The sequence below is a fragment of the Streptomyces sp. CA-250714 genome (assembly GCF_050936705.1).
GTDB lineage: Bacteria > Actinomycetota > Actinomycetes > Streptomycetales > Streptomycetaceae > Streptomyces.
Genome location: NZ_JBNJMI010000002.1, coordinates 225,301 through 240,478, shown reverse-complemented (window position 1 = coordinate 240,478; position 15,178 = coordinate 225,301). Strand labels below are relative to the sequence as shown.

The 15,178-nt window shown below is 68.9% G+C and carries 15 protein-coding genes and 1 pseudogene; 9 read left to right on the top strand and 7 right to left on the bottom strand.

Annotated elements, in window-relative coordinates:
- Nucleotides 1-289: 289 nt before the first annotated feature.
- Complete coding sequence (locus ACQEU8_RS19945; protein WP_433102919.1) at nt 290-2,674, top strand: DnaB-like helicase C-terminal domain-containing protein; 2,385 nt, start codon at nt 290-292, stop codon at nt 2,672-2,674.
- Nucleotide 2,675: 1 nt separating this feature from the next.
- Nucleotides 2,676-3,263 (top strand): transcriptional regulator, encoded by a 588-nt coding sequence (locus ACQEU8_RS19940; RefSeq protein WP_433102917.1) that lies wholly within the window; start codon nt 2,676-2,678, stop codon nt 3,261-3,263.
- 117 nt (nt 3,264-3,380) lie between these two features.
- Here ACQEU8_RS19940 and ACQEU8_RS19935 read toward each other — a convergent pair whose 3' ends face one another.
- The 4 genes and pseudogenes from ACQEU8_RS19935 to ACQEU8_RS19920 all read right to left on the bottom strand — a co-directional run.
- The gene (locus ACQEU8_RS19935; RefSeq protein ID WP_433102915.1) at nt 3,381-3,509 is read right to left on the bottom strand and encodes a hypothetical protein; all 129 of its coding nucleotides are present in this window, start codon (nt 3,507-3,509) and stop codon (nt 3,381-3,383) included.
- A 117-nt stretch (nt 3,510-3,626) separates the two neighbouring features.
- Complete coding sequence (locus ACQEU8_RS19930) at nt 3,627-4,175, bottom strand: GNAT family N-acetyltransferase (protein ID WP_433108588.1); 549 nt, start codon at nt 4,173-4,175, stop codon at nt 3,627-3,629.
- A 242-nt stretch (nt 4,176-4,417) separates the two neighbouring features.
- Nucleotides 4,418-4,834, bottom strand: coding sequence for a hypothetical protein (locus ACQEU8_RS19925; RefSeq protein WP_433108586.1), 417 nt, complete (start codon nt 4,832-4,834; stop codon nt 4,418-4,420).
- A 107-nt stretch (nt 4,835-4,941) separates the two neighbouring features.
- Nucleotides 4,942-5,140 (bottom strand): annotated as a pseudogene (locus tag ACQEU8_RS19920) (transposase); the annotation flags it as partial.
- 112 nt (nt 5,141-5,252) lie between these two features.
- Between ACQEU8_RS19920 and ACQEU8_RS19915 the strand changes: the two are divergent.
- The 4 genes from ACQEU8_RS19915 (at nt 5,253) to ACQEU8_RS19900 (ending at nt 10,257) form a co-directional block, all read left to right on the top strand.
- On the top strand, nt 5,253-5,918 hold the full coding sequence (locus ACQEU8_RS19915; protein WP_433102913.1) for a nitroreductase family protein: 666 nt from the start codon (nt 5,253-5,255) through the stop codon (nt 5,916-5,918).
- A 306-nt stretch (nt 5,919-6,224) separates the two neighbouring features.
- Complete coding sequence (locus ACQEU8_RS19910; protein WP_433102911.1) at nt 6,225-8,840, top strand: Helicase associated domain protein; 2,616 nt, start codon at nt 6,225-6,227, stop codon at nt 8,838-8,840.
- A 333-nt stretch (nt 8,841-9,173) separates the two neighbouring features.
- Nucleotides 9,174-9,818, top strand: a complete 645-nt coding sequence (locus tag ACQEU8_RS19905; RefSeq protein WP_433102908.1) for a YceI family protein — start codon at nt 9,174-9,176, stop codon at nt 9,816-9,818.
- A 262-nt stretch (nt 9,819-10,080) separates the two neighbouring features.
- Nucleotides 10,081-10,257, top strand: coding sequence for a hypothetical protein (locus tag ACQEU8_RS19900; RefSeq protein WP_433102906.1), 177 nt, complete (start codon nt 10,081-10,083; stop codon nt 10,255-10,257).
- A gap of 268 nt (nt 10,258-10,525) precedes the next feature.
- On the opposite strand, the gene ACQEU8_RS19895 is transcribed toward ACQEU8_RS19900, so the two are convergent.
- Nucleotides 10,526-11,362, bottom strand: coding sequence for an SDR family oxidoreductase (locus ACQEU8_RS19895; RefSeq protein ID WP_433102904.1), 837 nt, complete (start codon nt 11,360-11,362; stop codon nt 10,526-10,528).
- 161 nt (nt 11,363-11,523) lie between these two features.
- On the opposite strand from ACQEU8_RS19895, the gene ACQEU8_RS19890 reads away from it, so the two are divergent.
- The gene (locus ACQEU8_RS19890; RefSeq protein ID WP_433102902.1) at nt 11,524-11,856 is read left to right on the top strand and encodes a hypothetical protein; all 333 of its coding nucleotides are present in this window, start codon (nt 11,524-11,526) and stop codon (nt 11,854-11,856) included.
- Between the two features lie 153 nt (nt 11,857-12,009).
- On the opposite strand, the gene ACQEU8_RS19885 is transcribed toward ACQEU8_RS19890, so the two are convergent.
- Both ACQEU8_RS19885 and ACQEU8_RS19880 read right to left on the bottom strand, forming a co-directional pair.
- Nucleotides 12,010-12,573 (bottom strand): sigma factor-like helix-turn-helix DNA-binding protein, encoded by a 564-nt coding sequence (locus ACQEU8_RS19885; RefSeq protein ID WP_433102900.1) that lies wholly within the window; start codon nt 12,571-12,573, stop codon nt 12,010-12,012.
- A gap of 82 nt (nt 12,574-12,655) precedes the next feature.
- Nucleotides 12,656-12,802, bottom strand: a complete 147-nt coding sequence (locus tag ACQEU8_RS19880) for a hypothetical protein (protein ID WP_433102899.1) — start codon at nt 12,800-12,802, stop codon at nt 12,656-12,658.
- 830 nt (nt 12,803-13,632) lie between these two features.
- On the opposite strand from ACQEU8_RS19880, the gene ACQEU8_RS19875 reads away from it, so the two are divergent.
- Together ACQEU8_RS19875 and ACQEU8_RS19870 are read left to right on the top strand one after the other, a co-directional pair.
- A complete protein-coding gene (locus ACQEU8_RS19875; protein ID WP_433102897.1) occupies nt 13,633-13,980 on the top strand; it encodes a hypothetical protein in 348 nt (115 codons plus the stop codon).
- A 255-nt stretch (nt 13,981-14,235) separates the two neighbouring features.
- On the top strand, nt 14,236-15,087 hold the full coding sequence (locus ACQEU8_RS19870; protein WP_433102895.1) for a hypothetical protein: 852 nt from the start codon (nt 14,236-14,238) through the stop codon (nt 15,085-15,087).
- The last annotated feature ends 91 nt before the right edge of the window (nt 15,088-15,178 follow it).

The window sequence follows — 15,178 nt, the reverse complement described above, 5'->3', positions numbered from 1 at the left end:
GAAATCGGCTCAACTCCCTTGCCAGTAAGGCCAGTTAGACGATGACGCGATGTTTGACAGCGCCCGATCGGCCTTGCCCCCTTCGTCCACCGATCAGCATGTTCCAGCGGCGATGTGGGGCTCACTCGCGCTCCGCGTAAGGGCAACGCCAGGGCGAGCGTTGACCCGATACGGCACCGGCAGCCGATGAAACGGCCAACTGTCGGTCGCGGCACATCGATGTATCAGGCTTGAAGCTACGCAGTACCTACACTGCTAGGCTGGAGCACCGCACAAAGGAGGCACCTCGGTGGAGTTGACGCTCTCGCAGGCACGTGAGCAGTGGAGCGAGGTGGTCGAGCGTCTCCAGCAGGGTGAGGACGTCGTGCTGGTGAACTCCAAGAGCAGGCAAGCCGCTGTGATGCGCCACCTGAGCCGCCCGGACTCGGTCGGCAGCAAGATGTGGACGAGCACACAGGCCCGGCAGGAGCTGGGCAATCTGGTGGCCGCTGCCCAAGAAGGACCCCAGATCCTGACGGTGGGCGGGCACCCCGCAGCCACTGTCTCCCGGCACACCCCGCCCCGGAATCCTCAGCCGCGGCAGAACGCCGCCGCGGGAATCACCGGACTCGGTGACGTCCTCGACGGCCTGCTGGAGACCGCCCCGCAGACGTCAGGCCTGTCGACGGGCGTGGCCGCGTTGGACCGGATCAGCGGCGGCCTGGTGCGGGGGAGTGTGACGCTGGTCGTGGCGCCGCCGAATGCGGGTGGCAGCCTGCTGCCGTTGCAGGCTGCGCGAGCGGCCGCGTTCGACTCCGAGCAGCCGGTGCCGGTGCTCTACGCCCTCTCCGGGGTGCCGTTGCAGGTGGCGGCCCGGCGCCTGGTCGCCGCCGAAGCCCTCGTGCCCTATGCCCAGTTCGCCGCCGGGGCCCTGACCCCCGAGCAGCGGCAGGCTGTCGTGGATACTGAGGGGCGGCTGCGGTCCGCGCCGTTGTCGTTCACCCGTCCTGAGCCGACAGCGCAGGCGATTGCCGCGGAGGCTGCCCGGATCGAGGGGCTGGGTGTGGTGGTGGTCGACCGGCTCCAACATGCCCGTACGGACAACACCCCGCTCTCCGGCAGGTCCCTGCCGTCAGCGGTGAAGGCCCTGGCCCGGCTCGCTGCCGAACAGCGGGCCGCTGTTGTGGCGCTGCTGGCCACCGGCGATGCCCATCTGGTGGACCAACTGGACGCGGACCGCGTCTTCCATCTGACCCGCCCCGGCGACGGCACCACGGCCCGGATCACGGTCACGGCCCGGGACTTGGGCACACTGGGCTCGGTGGAGGTGGCCTTGGACATGACGCACCTGCGCCTGCTCGACCAGCCTGCCCCGTCCATGCGGCCCGCTCCGGCCTCGTCCGCGCCCTCGGGTCCCGTCCCGGCCTCCACCGCTGCGGCACCTGCGGCATCTGCGGCACCTGCCGCGCCGTCGTCACCGGTAGCCGCTGCGCCGGGCGGGGTCGGCGAGGTGACGGTTCCGTCCCCGGCGCGCCGTACGGCCCGGCCTGCTCCGCGGGCGGTGGCTGCCGCCCCAGGCGGCGGCGCCCCACGCGCCGGTACCCCACGCGGCGGTGCCGAGGCCGGCGGGTCGGCGATGGTGCGGAAGTCCGGCGGAGTGGTGGCCGAGTTGGTGGAGCGGATCGAGGGCAGGGTCCGCGCCGTGCTGGCCGAGACCGGGGGAGAGGTCCAGACGGCGGTGGCCCAGCTCCAGAAGACCGCCATCCCGGACGTCATGGATCTGCTGGAGCAGAGCCGGGCCGGCGGCCGCTACGACTTCCGTAACTACCCCGACCTGCCCGACATCCTGCACAAGCGGGGCCGTCAGGACGCCGACGACATCTGGGAGGCCCGTCCCCGCTGGGCGGCCCCACCCGAGGTTCTCGACCAGCTCGCGGAACAGGCGGTGCCGGTGACGGCGCTGGACGTCAATGGCGCCTACCTCAGCGCGCTGAAGGCGCATCTGCCGATCGGGCAGCTGGAACACCACCTCGGCCCCGACGAAGGCGGGCCGGCGCACGACACCAATCGCTCGGGTGTCCACCTGGTCACCCCACCCACCTGGGGCCACCCCGACCTGCCCAACCCGATCGGTGACCGGGAGGAGCCCGGCCCGTTCTGGATCACCGAATCCACTCTCCGGCTGCTGCTGCGGCTCTCCGGCCCCAAGTACGGGCTGTGTGACCGGCCGCTGATCCACGAGTCGTGGACCTCCGGCTCCACCGAACAGCTCCTGGAGTCCCTGCGCCGTGCTCTGGTCCAGGCCCGCACCCGCGCCCTGGCCACCGAATCGGCGGAGGGTGAGGCGGTGTACGAGTACGTCAAGGCGATGTATTCGAAGCTGGTGTCGACGATGGGGGAGTCGAACTACAACCGGGATCTGTACCGGCAGGACTGGATGCACATCATCCGTAGCCAGGCGTTCGCGAATCTGTGGAACAAGGCGTGGCAGGCCCACCAGGCGGGGCTGACGGTCGTGCGGATGATGGGCACCGACGAGCTTCACCTGGCCGGCGACTGGAGAGACGCGCGGGTGGCGGGGAAGGATACGCCGCTGTTCCCCGAGGGGCGTGAAGTCACCGAGTTCAAGCCCAAACAGGTCTACCGGCTTGAGAAGGTGGCCGAGGGCAGCTACCGCGAGCGAGAGGTGAACTGAAGTGCCCGAGCGCACCCTCAACTTCGGCCTCTACGGCGCCCAGGGACAGAAGAGCGCCCAGCTCGCCGCCGACGTCCTCGATCGCCTCGCCCTGGAGGGCGGCATCCGCTCACCCGTCACCAGTCGCCGCGGGCTGAACGCGCGCCTGAACTACCTCACCAACTCCCCTGCCGGGTACCAGGCGATGTCCGATGCGGGGATCTCCGTCACGCGGGGCACACTGCGCCGGTGGCTCCAGCACAAGCAGACCCCCTCCCGCCACAACCTCGCCCGCATCGATGCCGCCTACCGCGCCTACCGCCGCCGCAACGTCTCCCGCCACCTCTTGCAGCGCCTCAACGCCCGCGGCGGCACCCGCGTGGAGATCCAGCCCCTCGACCAGCGGGCTGTCCCCGAGCCCCGACGGCGAACCATCACCCCGGTCGCCGGCTTCCGCCGTCTGCGCATCCGCGTCTGGGACCGGATCGTGGACGCCTGGGTCGCCCAGGACGACGAAGCACTCGCGGACGCGTGGGAGGACTGGCTGACCGACCTCGGCTCGCAATGGGGCCAGTACGAGTACGCCACCTCCGTGGGCTTCTCCGCCTAGGCAGTTGTAGGGTCTCGACGCTCGTGTCCTGATCTCACGGCCGATGTCCTATCGCTGTTCCGCAGGTCAGCCGCTCGTCCCTCGTGACCAGCTCGGGGATGTACCAAACATCTCTGGTCACAGCCACTCGTTGATGGCCGCAACCAGCACGGTGGCCTCGTAGCGGACAGCAAGCTTGTCGTCCACCCCGGCGGACGGCCCGTGCGTACGACAACGCGCAGACGCCTCGGCCGCCTTGCGCGCCAAGGCGTCCCAGGCTTCTGCCGCACGATTTCCCGGCCTGGTCGGCAGTACACCCAGCCCGGAGGCACCTGTACCGGAAACGGATGTAGCGGCCTCTCAGCGGGCTGGGATCGGTACGGCCTACGGCCGCCACTCTCGCCGGATCAGCCCGAACACCCACGAGTCGGATACCTCGCCGTTGACGACGCAGTCTTCCCGCAACGTCCCTTCCCGCACGAATCCGACCTTCTCCAGCACCCGGGCGGATGCCACGTTGCGCGTATCGGTCTCGGCCTGAACCCGATTCAGGTCCAGTGTGTCGAAGGCCCACCGCAGCAAGGCGTGCGCAGCCTCCGTCGCGTAGCCGTGGCCCCACATCGCATCGCCGAGGACGTAGCCCAACGAGGCGCTGCGGTAGTCCGGGTTCCATCCGGTCAGACCGCACCAGCCGACGAAGGCCCCGTCAGAAACCCGGTCGATGGCCACCCGAGCGCCGGTGCCTTCGTCCGCCATCGTCCGGCACATCGCGATGAAGCGCTCGGCGCGGGCCCGTTCGGTCCACGGCGGCGAGTCCCAGTAGCGCATCACATAGGTGCTGCTGTGCAGCGCGAAGAGGGGCTCCGCGTCGGCGTCGGTGAAGGGCCGCAGTCGCAGGCGAGCGGTGTGCAGTGTGGGGGTGGCCAAAGTCATGGGCGTCATCTTGCGTCCTCATGGGGCGGGCAGGAACACCGAATATCCGATCCCGGTCCGGTCCTCAGAACCGAGGCACCGCCTACCAGCAGATCGTGCACGCCTTCGTTCAGGTCCGACGGCACGACTACTCGGCCAGCCCACCGTCGACCCAAGCATGAACGTCACCCGCAACAGCTTCGGACACCTTGCCCGCCAAGGCTTCCTGGCCCAACCCGGACGAAGCCACCACCAGAAGAGGACTACGAGCTGGCGATCTCTTGCCGGAGCTGGCGGGTGAAGCGACGCAGGAGGTCCAACGTCTCTCGGAACTCGGCCCGGCGGTCGTCCCTGCCGTCGGTTGGCAGGGTGCTCCAGACCCGACGCGCAAGAGCATCAGCGAGTTCGACGGTGTCGCTGGCGCAGAGCAGGTAGAGGGCTGAGCGTGCTTCCTGCATCTGGTTCGCCAACTCGTTGGCTCCGGGACCGTCGTCACTGAGCCGTGCTTCCTTCAGGTAGTCCAGTAGCTGAACTACGGCCGTGTTGAAGCCGATCCCGGCTTTGAGCTTCTGTTCACGGAGCCACATGCGGTCCTGTCGGCGTGCAGTGAACCATGAACCGAACACCACCCCTATGAGGCCGATAGCGGCTCCGATGGCTACGGACAGGATGTTCTCCACGGTCAGCTCCCCCCCCCCGACGTACAGCGACGCCAGGCTACAGAGGCCGTCGGAGACGCCGTACTCGACGAGCGCGCTCACACTCCAAGGGTTCGGTGATCCGAACGTAACGGCCGTTCCCAAGTGCTGTGTGCCGACCAACGGCGATGCCGCTCGGCCACTGCGCACCTGTCCTGATCCGGTACAGCACTCCGTTGATCACCTGCCGGTGATCCCGCCACCTGCCACAACGTCCGTTGCTCACCGGCAGGAGCGGTCGAAGCAGCTCCCATTGAGCGGCCCCGTCAGGTCGCCTCTGTATTCCAGAGTCCTACCAACGACTGGACTGATCGTCAGGGCGCTGCCCGGGACGGGTCAATGCTCGGCACCGACCGCTGAATACGGTGGAGGAGCCGGTTGAGGGAGAGGACGCGGGGACGTGGATGTGTATGAGGCCGTGGACAGTCGCCGGGCTGTGCGGGCGTTCAGTGATGAGCCGGTATCCAAAGAGGTACTCGAACGAGTGCTGGTTGCGGCGACGCGTGCTCCGTCGAGCGGGAACCTCCAGCCGTGGCATGTATATGTCGTGACCGGCGAGCCCTTGGCCGAACTGAAGAGGCTCGCGACGGCCAGGGCACTGGCGGGAGACCCCGGTGATGACCGGGAGTATCCGATGTACCCGGCCGAACTGGCCTCACCGTATCTGGACCGCTTCTCCGCCGCGGCCGCCCAGCGGTACGAAGCGCTGGGAATCGAGCGCCACGACCCCGACAGGCCCATGAAAATCGCCGCCTTGAATTCGGAGGCGTTCGGAGCGCCCGTCGTACTGTTCTGCTACCTCGACCGGACGATGGGGCCCGGACAGTGGGGGGACGCGGGGATGTACTTGCAGACGGTCATGCTGTTGCTGAGGGCGGAGGGGTTGCACAGCTGCCCCCAGGTGATGTGGACCATGTACCGCAAGACTGTCAGCCAGATAGTCGGAGCCGATGACAGGTTCGTATTGTTCTGTGGCGTCTCAGTGGGATTCGAAAAAGAAGGCGTGCCACGGCTGCGTACCGGGCGGGCGGATATGACAGAAACGGTCAGCTTCATTGGGGTGTGACCGCTGGGCCGTCAAGGTCGACGGGCAGCCCGCCCCTGGAAGGCTGTGTGGGTTCGCCGGCGCCGTGTCATTTCTCCGCTGTCGTGTCGTGGCGTGCGGAGACATCCACTGTCCGTCCACTATTCGCGCCTAGTGACCGAGTTGCACGTGGTCCGCGGGTACGGGAGCGAGGTCGTTGCTGCCAGGTCATGCCGGCGCCGCCTATGGGACGCGGCGCAGAGCCGTCACCTGACACGAAGGTGAGACCCTGCAAAGCCAACGGACCGGACCGCAGCGCCGAAGCAGGGAGCGGAGAAGGGGAACGATGTGAGCGGGTTGATGCGGCCGCGTCCTCGGCAGGAGGAGGCCGTCGAGGCGGCGGTTGCCGCGCTGGAGACCCCGCCCGGTGGCATTCCCGCAGGGGGTTTGCGGACGCAGGTGGTCGCTGCTCCGGGGTCGGGCAAGACTCTCATCGCCTATGAGGTCGCCCGCCGTCTCAAGCCACGGGGGCGGGTGCTGGTGCTGGTGCCGACGCTCGGCCTGCTCACTCAGACGGTGGAGAAGTGGCGGCAGTACGGGATGCGCGGCCGTGGGGTCGCGGTCTGCTCCCTGGACCGCGACCCCGAGGTTCGCACGTACTTGGCCGAGGACCTGGACATCCGGTGTACGACCAACCCGATCCGGCTCGCGATGTGGGCCGGCAGCGGACCGGTGACCGTCTTCGCCACCTACGCCTCCCTGGTCGGCAACCCGGGCCGCCCCGCAGAGGCCAACGACGCCGAGGACGATGAAGCCGCGGAGGAGCGTGAGGTCGCCGGTGTGCTGGAGCGCGCGCTGGCCGGGGCGTTCGGGCAGCAGCTCGACGGGTTCGGGTTGGCGATCGTGGACGAGGCCCACCGGACCGCGGGCCTGGCCACGAAGCCGTGGGCCGTCATCCACGACAACACCCGTATCCCCGCCGACCGGCGCCTGTACATGACCGCGACCCCGCGCATCTGGGACAAGAGCGGCCCGCGCCAGGCGGCAGGCGAACAGGGGAAGCAGGGGAAACAGGGGAAAGCGGGCGAAGCCGGGGATGAAATCCTCGTCGCTTCCATGGACGACGAAGTCCTCTACGGCAAGCCCGTCTTCACCTATCCCCTGGGGCAGGCCATCGAGGAAGGTTTCCTCGCGTCCTTCGAGATCGATGTCCTCGAGATCCGCGACCCCGCGCCTCCGGGTACGGAAGCGACGCTCGATGAGCGGCGTGGGGCGCGGCTGGGTGCGATCCGCGCCGCCACCCTCGCTCACATGGAAACCGCCGGCATTGTCAGCCTCCTCAGCTTCCACGCGCGTACCCAGGAGGCGCTCTCCTTCGCCCGCGGACTGCCGGACGCGGCCGATGAACTGCGTGCGGCAGGCCGGTTTCCGGGGCAGGTGTGGGGCGAGTGGCTGTGCGGTCTCCACCCCGCCGCGCATCAGCGCGCAGTTCTGGCGCAGTTCGCCAACGGCGAGGACGCGGCGGGCCGTAAGACCGAATTCCGCATCCTGGCGACCTGTCGTCTGCTGGGGGAGGGGGTCGACATCACCGGGCGGTGCGGCCTGGACGGGGTCCTGTTCGCGGACGTACGCAGCTCACCCGTCGATATCGTCCAGGCCGTGGGCCGCGCGCTGCGGCAGAAGCCCGACGAGGGCAAGGTCGCTCGCCTGGTCGTGCCCGTCCTGCTCAGCGCGGAGGACGAGGGCCGGGACATGGCGGCCACAGCCGCGTTCGAACCGCTGGTGACCGTGCTGCGGGCGCTGCGTGCGTTCGACTCCCGCCTCGTCGAGCGGCTCGCGCTGCGCCCTTCCGGCCGACGCGGTACGGCCGAGGACACCGTCGCGGCCGATCCTGCCGGGGACCCCCGCGAGGCGGGGAAGACCACCGCGGTGCCCGCCGACGGCCACGAGGCCCGGAAGACGGAGGCGGGTGAGGTGGTCGAGCCCGCGCTGCTGCGCTTCTCCCGTCGCGGCCGGGAGGCCGAGGAGATCGCCCGGCTGGTCCGCACCCGCATCCTGCGCCCGGAATCCACCGCCTGGCTCACCGGACTGGAAGCCGTCCGTGCCTTCGCCGCCGCCCATGGGCACGCGAACATCCCCTACACCGCCACCGTCACCCTCGGCGAGGCGCACGTCGCCTACCCGGTCGGCCAGTGGGCCGCCGAACAGCGCCGCGCCTGGCGGGCGGGCGAGCTGGAGGACTGGCGTACCGAACTCCTTACCGAAGAGGGCTTCGTCTTCGACCCCCGCGACCTGGCGTTCACCGAGTTCCTGGACGTATGCGCCCTGTATTTCGCCGAGCACCACACCCTCGCCGCACCGCGCGACGCAGCCATCGCCGGCGTACGGATCGGGGAGCGGCTGCACCAGGCCCGCAAACCCGGCGGCCTCGCCAAGAAGCCCGAGCGGGCCGAGAGCCGCCGCAAGCGGCTGGCGGCCATCGACCCGGACTGGAATCCCGACTGGCCCCTGACCTGGCAGCGCCACTACGCGAAAGTCCGGCGGCTGCTGGCGGAAGGCGCCACTCTCGAAGAGCTCCAGCCCGGAGTCAGCGTCGACGGAGAGGACGTCGGCAGCTGGCTCGCCGAGCAGCCCGCCGCCTGGCACACCCTCGAACCCGGACAGCGCCAACGCCTCACCGAGCTCGGGGTGCGGCCCGCCGCGAAGGCGGAGCGCACTGGCCCGGCCGTACCTGCCGGGGCATCGAGGTGGGAGATCAACCTGGCAGCCGCGCGGCAGTTCAAGGCCCGGGAGGGGCACCTGCGCGTGCCCCGCTCCCACACCGAGACCGTCACCGATACCGAGGGCCGCGAGCACCAGGTGCGGCTCGGCGTCTTCCGCAGCAACACCCGCACCCGTCACACCAAGGGCAAACTCACCGCGGACCAGGCACACGAAGCAGCCACCGTCGGGCTCCTGACCTGAGCGAAGCCGCTGGTAGCCGATGAGCCGAGGTGGTGTGGGGGTTGGAATGCCGACGCGGGGAGACCGTTGACCGCCCGCTTCGCCGCGCCGTCGCCGGGCACGCGGCGAAGTGGCAGCCCAACTGCGGTTGTTGTCGCGCCCAGCCATCACTCAAGTCCGTCCGCGAACTTTGCCGCTTTCGAGACTCCGAAAAAATTACGTCGATCATGTGAAGATTCCGCGTGGGGCAACTATGTGATCACCGCCCAAAGGGGTTCTTATCCGGAGCTAGGGCACGGCGATTGGTGGTGCAGCATTGCCGGACTGTCCAATCGTCAAGTCGCCAGGTGGAGCATGAAACTGTTCAGTCGTGGCATCTCATCCCGCCCGCAGACGCCCCCTGCCACGTACGGTCAAGCCCCCACCGCCGTAGCCGTCGTGGATCCGGCGCTGCAAATGCTCACCGGGGAATGGATCATCGACCCCGCGCACAGCCGGATCGGTTTCTCCGTACGCCATGCCATGGTGACCACGGTGCGCGGGGCCTTTACGGAGTATCAGAGCCGTCTCTACTTCGACGGCCACGATCCGTCCCGCTCCCGGGCTGAGGTTGTCATCTCCACGGCCAGTGTCGACACGGGGGTGGGACAGCGTGACGCCCACCTGGTCAGCCGTGACTTCTTCGATTCCGACAACTATCCGCACATGCAGTTCACCAGCACGGACGTGCAGATCGTCGGCAGCGATGTGTACCGCATGGCAGGCAACCTCACGATCAGGGACGTGACCCGCCCCGTCGTGCTGGAGATGACCTACATAGGCCAGGTGCTGGATCCCTTCGGTTACCAGCGAGTTGGCTTCGACGGTACGACCACTATCGACCGTTCTGACTGGGGCCTCACGTACAACAGCAGGCTGGCTGAGGGCGGTTCGATGGTCAGCGAGAAAGTACGCCTTCAGTTCGACATAGCCGCGATTCGAAACGCCCCTGCTGGCTGAGCGCTCGAATCAGCAGGACTTCTGGGGCCACGGCACGGTAGGCGGCCGCCGTGGCCTCCGGGTAAGCACGCCCGCTTGCGCCCGCCTCCTGAGGGCGGCAGCCGATTGGGCACCGGTCTTCGCCTCCTACGAGTCAGGTTCCGCTGCTCCGCGTCGTGAACATTCGGGTGTCCAGGCCGTCGCAATGCTTCCGGAACTCATGTAGAAACGCTGCTCCTCGATGTGTACGGAGCCGGCGCATCGCTGATCTCAGGAGGAATCCGTGGAAGAGCATCTTTCGGCAGCGCGGAAGTACGCCAGGCAGGCTGAGGAATTGGTGGACGGAATCAGCGAGCCAGGACAAAAAGCCACCGTTTGCGCTCTGTTGGCCATTGCTCACGGAGTGATGGAGGTCGGCTTCGATCTCGACAATGTGAAGAGCGCCATCCAACGGTCGTGACGGCACCGCACGCGGTCGTGACGGCACCGCACGCGGTCGTGACGGCACCGCACCCGCGCCGGTTCTGCTTGTAAGCCCCTCACTTGAGTGTGTCCACAAGGAGAACCGGCGCATCGTCGCCCGGAGCACCTTCCGCCGGCCGTGGTGATGGGCGGACCCCGTGCGGGATCCGAGAGAGCGGGAGCACACGGGCTTCGGCGGACGGGGCCGGGCGCGGGCGTCACCTGCGAGGGGGACCATGCCGCGCCCGTACCCGTACAGCGTGCGGCTACGCCGTGAAGGCGTCCGCGTGCTCCGCGGCCCACTGGGCGAAAGTGCGGCTCGGGCGGCCGGTGACCTTCTCGACGGTGTCGACAACCGTACGGCCCACTTCCGGCGTGTTCCCGTACGCCTCGGTCAGAAAGCCGATGACGTCCTCCGGATGGCCCGCCGCCCGCCATTGCGCAACCGCCTGCTCCTCCGTCAGCTCGACGAGCGCGATGCCTCGGCCGCGGGCGTCAGCGATCGCCGCCACCTTGTCGCTGACGGTCAGCACCTCGGGCCCCGTGATCACGTATTCCTGGCCCCCGTGGCCCTCCTCGGTGAGCGCGACCGCGGCGACGGCGCCGATGTCCCCCTCGTGGACCATGGCACTCAGCCGGCCGACGAACGGCTCGCGGACTTCGCCCGAGGCCACGATGCCGTCCGCCCACTCCAGGGCGTTGGCCATGAACTCGACCGGCATGAGAACAGTCCAGTCCACACCGTCGTCTGCGCGAACGGCGTCCTCCAGCAGGGACGGCCCGCCGCCGTGCAGCACGGTGACCCGGCGTACGCCGGCCGCGTGGGCCAACTCCAAGATCCGTGGGCCCGTCTCCAGCGGCGCGAAGTAGGCACCGCCGAAGGTGATCAGATGGATACCGGTGACGCCCTCCAAGGCCGGTATCAGACTGTCGGGTTCGGTCAGATCGCCCTCGACGACCTCGACGTCGGCCGGGAAGTCAGCTTTCGCCGCATCCCGGGTGAGGGCGCGGACCGCGTGACCCCGGGCGCGCAGTTCGGCCACGGCCTGACGGCCGACGGTTCCGGTGGCGCCGGTAACAAGAATCATCTGCTTCTGCGTCATGGAACGACCGTAGAAAGCATTGCGGCCAGCTTCTGTCCGCAATGCTCGGACGAGATGCGGACGAGGTGCGGCGGCATCCCGACAGATGACAGGTGTGCATGCGCGCTTGCCGATTGTTTCGCTGGGACCGTCCGACGGAAGCAGTTGAACGGGAGCAACATATGAAGCGTGCGCATGCGGCGATCCTGATGGCCGGTGCGGCGACGGTGGTCCCGCTCGCCGGCACAGCGTCGGCGGCGGACGCACCTCGATCTTCTGCAGCTGCGCAGAAGGTGCTGGAGTGCTCGACCGCCGTGGACGGTCAGACCGGTGCGGCGTACTGCGAGAACCACACTCAGCGGGCTGTCGCCTTCCGCGCCACGGTGGTGTGCGGGTGGGCGCCGGACGTGGCCGGCAAGTGGGTAACCCTGAACCCCGGCCAAGAGGGCTGGTCCAGGGCCACGTGTGCGCCGACGAGCTCCGGTGCGGGAAGCGCGGACTGGGACGAGGGCTGAAAGCCGCAGACGGCGGACGACGAATCAGGGCGGGGGCACTGGCTTGGCCGGTGCCCCCGTCCCTGTGTGTCCGCATACTTGCGCGGGTGGTCAAACTCGCCGAGTGAGTGCTGGCTGCTGTCGGGGACGGACTCTTAACGCCAGGCGCAGTGTTCAGCGGGGCACCCCGGGGAGTTTGTCTGGATTGGTGACTGAGTAGATGCGTGCGATCTGATCGCCGGCAGGGGCCAGATCCACAATGATCACGGCGACTGGGCTGTCACCGGAGAAGAGGAGAGCGCAAGGGTCGCCGGACATCCGCCGGTAGCGGAAGTTCAGCCCAGCTGCTGGCAGTTGCGCGGCGACCGCCATGAACGGCGCAGTCACCTGGTCGCGGCCGTGCACGGGGCGCAGGCTGGTGGCCGGTCCCTTTCCGCCGCCGTCGGTCCACAAGGTCACATCCGGTGCCAGTACCGCGAGCAGGGCCTGTAGATCGCCGCCGAGGGCTGCCGCGGCGAACCGCTCGGTGACCTGGGCGTGGATGTCCGGCTCGATCCGGTGACGGGGGCGGCGCGCATGGACGTGGCGGCGCGCGCGGGCCGCGAGCCGGCGAACCGCCGCCGACGAGCGGCCGAGGATGTCCGCGATCTCCGGATGGCCGAACCCGAACACCTCGTGCAGTACGAACACCGCCCGTTCCAGCGGGGACAGGGTTTCCAGCACCACGAGCATCGCCATCGACAGCGATTCGGTGCGCTCGGCGGCGCCGGTGACGTTGTCCCCAGGGATGACCAGGGGTTCCGGCAGCCAAGGGCCCGTCTTAGGTCTCCTGCCTGCGGCTCAGGTCCGTGTGGCGGGCGAGCGCCTGGTTCACCGCGACGCGGACCAGGTAGGCCCGGGCGTTCTCGACCGGCTCGGCGTCCGGCTTCCGACGCCGGGCGGACCAGGCCGGCCACACTTCCTGCATCGCGTCCTCGGAGTCGGTGACGTCAGCGTGTTCGACGGCGAGCAGACCATCGCGGCGGCCGATGTAACGGTCGAGGGCGACTGCTCGCCGCGGTCGGCACCGGTGCGGCGGTTCACCTGGCCGACGTCGAGATCGACGGGACGAGCAAGACACTTCTGCCTGCACTGATCGACGCCCATACGCATGTGTTCGACGGCAGCCTCGCCCGGGCACTGCGGCACGGGGTCACCACCGAACTGGACATGTTCTGCCTCCCCCAACTGCTGTATCAACAGCGGCGATTGGCCTCCGAGAACGACGACGTGGCCGATCTCCGCAGCGCGGGCACCCTGGCGACCGCACCCGGCGGGCACCCGGTCCAGCTGCTGGCCGCCCTGACCGACCCCCGGTCTTCGGTGACCTCGACAAACCGAGATCGACTTCGTCACCGACCCCGCGCAGGCACCGGCCTTCGTCCAGGCCCGGCTGGCCGAGGGAGCCGACTACCTCAAGATCGTCATCGATGACGGTACGGTGCACGGCGCCGACCTCCCGGTCATGACGCCCGCCATCGCCACCGCCCTCACCGCGGCGGCACACGACGCCGGGCTACGGGTCATCGCCCATGCGCTCACCGCGCCCGAGGTGAAGATCGCACTCGATGCCGGTGTCGACGGTCTCGCCAACGTGTGGTGCGATCTCGCCCCGAACGACGCCTCGGCCTCGCAGCAACTGGCCGAACGGGGCTGCGACCAGGGCGTGTTCGTCGCGACCACACTCGCCTACTTCGAGGCGATCACCGCTCAACACCTCTGGACCGCCGACTGTGCCCGTTCCGGCAGCGACTGTGCTTGCCCCGGCAGCTCCGTCAACGCCGTACACGCCCTGCGGGCCCTGCGCCAGGGGCCGGCGCCCCCCTGCTCGCCGGGACCGACGCCACCCCGTTCGTACCCGCCCACGGCACCGGTCTGCACCGCGAGCTCCAACTGTTCACCGAGGCCGGGCTCAGCACCGAGGAGGCGCTCGTCGCCGCAACCAGCGTTCCCCCGCACACCACTTCGGCCTCACCGACCGCGGCCGCATCGCCCCCCGGTCTCCGCGCCGACCTGGTGCTGGTCGAAGGCGACCCCACCGTGTGCATCGCCGTGACGGGCTGCATCGCCGACGTCTGGCGCCGCGGGGTACGCCAGACCCGGTAGCGAGTGAGTGATGGGGGGCGGTGGTGTGATGATGCTCTGCGCGATTTCGGATCTTTTGGCCGCGCGGTGGACGCGGTGTCCTCGACTTCTCTGGCTGTTGCCAATCCATTGCTCTCACACCGGGTGGCAGCAACGTCCTGCCCCGCAACATTTAGTCTTGGGCGCGCGTGGGCTCCGCCCAGGCTGCCCCCATCGGGGTGGGCGGGCGGCGCGTATGCGATTTCAGGAGGACCGAACGGGATCGGGGGATAAAACATGGGTATTCGGGACAGGGTCCGCGGCATCGGTGACTCGGTGAGCAACGTTGCCGCCTCGGCGGCCATGCGGGGCCGCGAACTGACGGACCGAGGTGCCGAGGCCCGGCGGAACGGTGCGGTCAACTCCGGTGAGTGGGTGCTCAAGGCGGTACGCGCGCTGCCGGCGCCGGCCGCTCCGGCCGAAGAGCCCTGGGAGTTCTCCCTGGGTGCGCTCGTCTCCCAACACCCGAAGGTGCCCGCTCTCACCGCCAAGGCGCTGCGTCCCCTGAGGAGCCTGGGCGCGCTCAGTTTCGGGCCGGAGTCGGTGGGGTTCGACGGGGAGGACATCCCCTGGAAGAAGGTCGTCAGCCTGCGGCTGCACAACGCCTTCGCCGCGATGAGCACCGAGGGTCTGGATCATGAGGTGGACCGGATACGTGACGTCCTGCCGCCGTTGCCAGGACGCAAGTGGGCGGTGACCAAGGTCGTCGAGGGTCTGGGCTCCGTCGTGCTGGCCTCTCTGGAACGGGCCTCCGGGCAGCGCCTGGACACGGTCGACGTCGCCTCGGAGATCACCTACCGAGGTCTGCTGGGACGCGAGACGACCCTGCGCGCGAGCCTCTTCCCCACCGCACTGCTGGCCCATCAGGTCGAGGTGGCCGACAGTCTGGTCGTCACCGCCCAACAGTGGAACATCCCGGTCCTGCCCGCCGAACCGGTCGACGTCGACACCGTCGCCCGGATCCGGGCACTGCGGGCCCGCGCGGACAAGGTCTACGACGAGCTGCTGGCGGAGGACGACCGCGAACCGCAGCAACTGGACCAGGGGGAGGAGCCCCAGGAGGCCAGCGCGCAGCGGGCCGACGCTTAGGGGGGTGTCCGGCGGGTCTTGGCCGGCCCTCTCTATTGTTCCGGTTGGCCGGTGCCCCGCCCGACGCTCGCGGTCTGCGGCTACTCCCCCA

What these genes read in the sequence shown, in the direction of transcription:
- ACQEU8_RS19895 (WP_433102904.1), bottom strand. Translation starts at nt 11,362, where the DNA reads ATGACGCAGAAGCAGATGATTCTTGTTACCGGCGCCACCGGAACCGTC.
- ACQEU8_RS19870 (WP_433102895.1), top strand. Translation starts at nt 14,236, where the DNA reads ATGGGTATTCGGGACAGGGTCCGCGGCATCGGTGACTCGGTGAGCAAC.
- ACQEU8_RS19930 (WP_433108588.1), bottom strand. Translation starts at nt 4,175, where the DNA reads ATGACTTTGGCCACCCCCACACTGCACACCGCTCGCCTGCGACTGCGG.
- ACQEU8_RS19880 (WP_433102899.1), bottom strand. Translation starts at nt 12,802, where the DNA reads ATGCAGGAAGTGTGGCCGGCCTGGTCCGCCCGGCGTCGGAAGCCGGAC.
- ACQEU8_RS19885 (WP_433102900.1), bottom strand. Translation starts at nt 12,573, where the DNA reads ATGGCGATGCTCGTGGTGCTGGAAACCCTGTCCCCGCTGGAACGGGCG.
- ACQEU8_RS19905 (WP_433102908.1), top strand. Translation starts at nt 9,174, where the DNA reads ATGAAACTGTTCAGTCGTGGCATCTCATCCCGCCCGCAGACGCCCCCT.
- ACQEU8_RS19890 (WP_433102902.1), top strand. Translation starts at nt 11,524, where the DNA reads ATGAAGCGTGCGCATGCGGCGATCCTGATGGCCGGTGCGGCGACGGTG.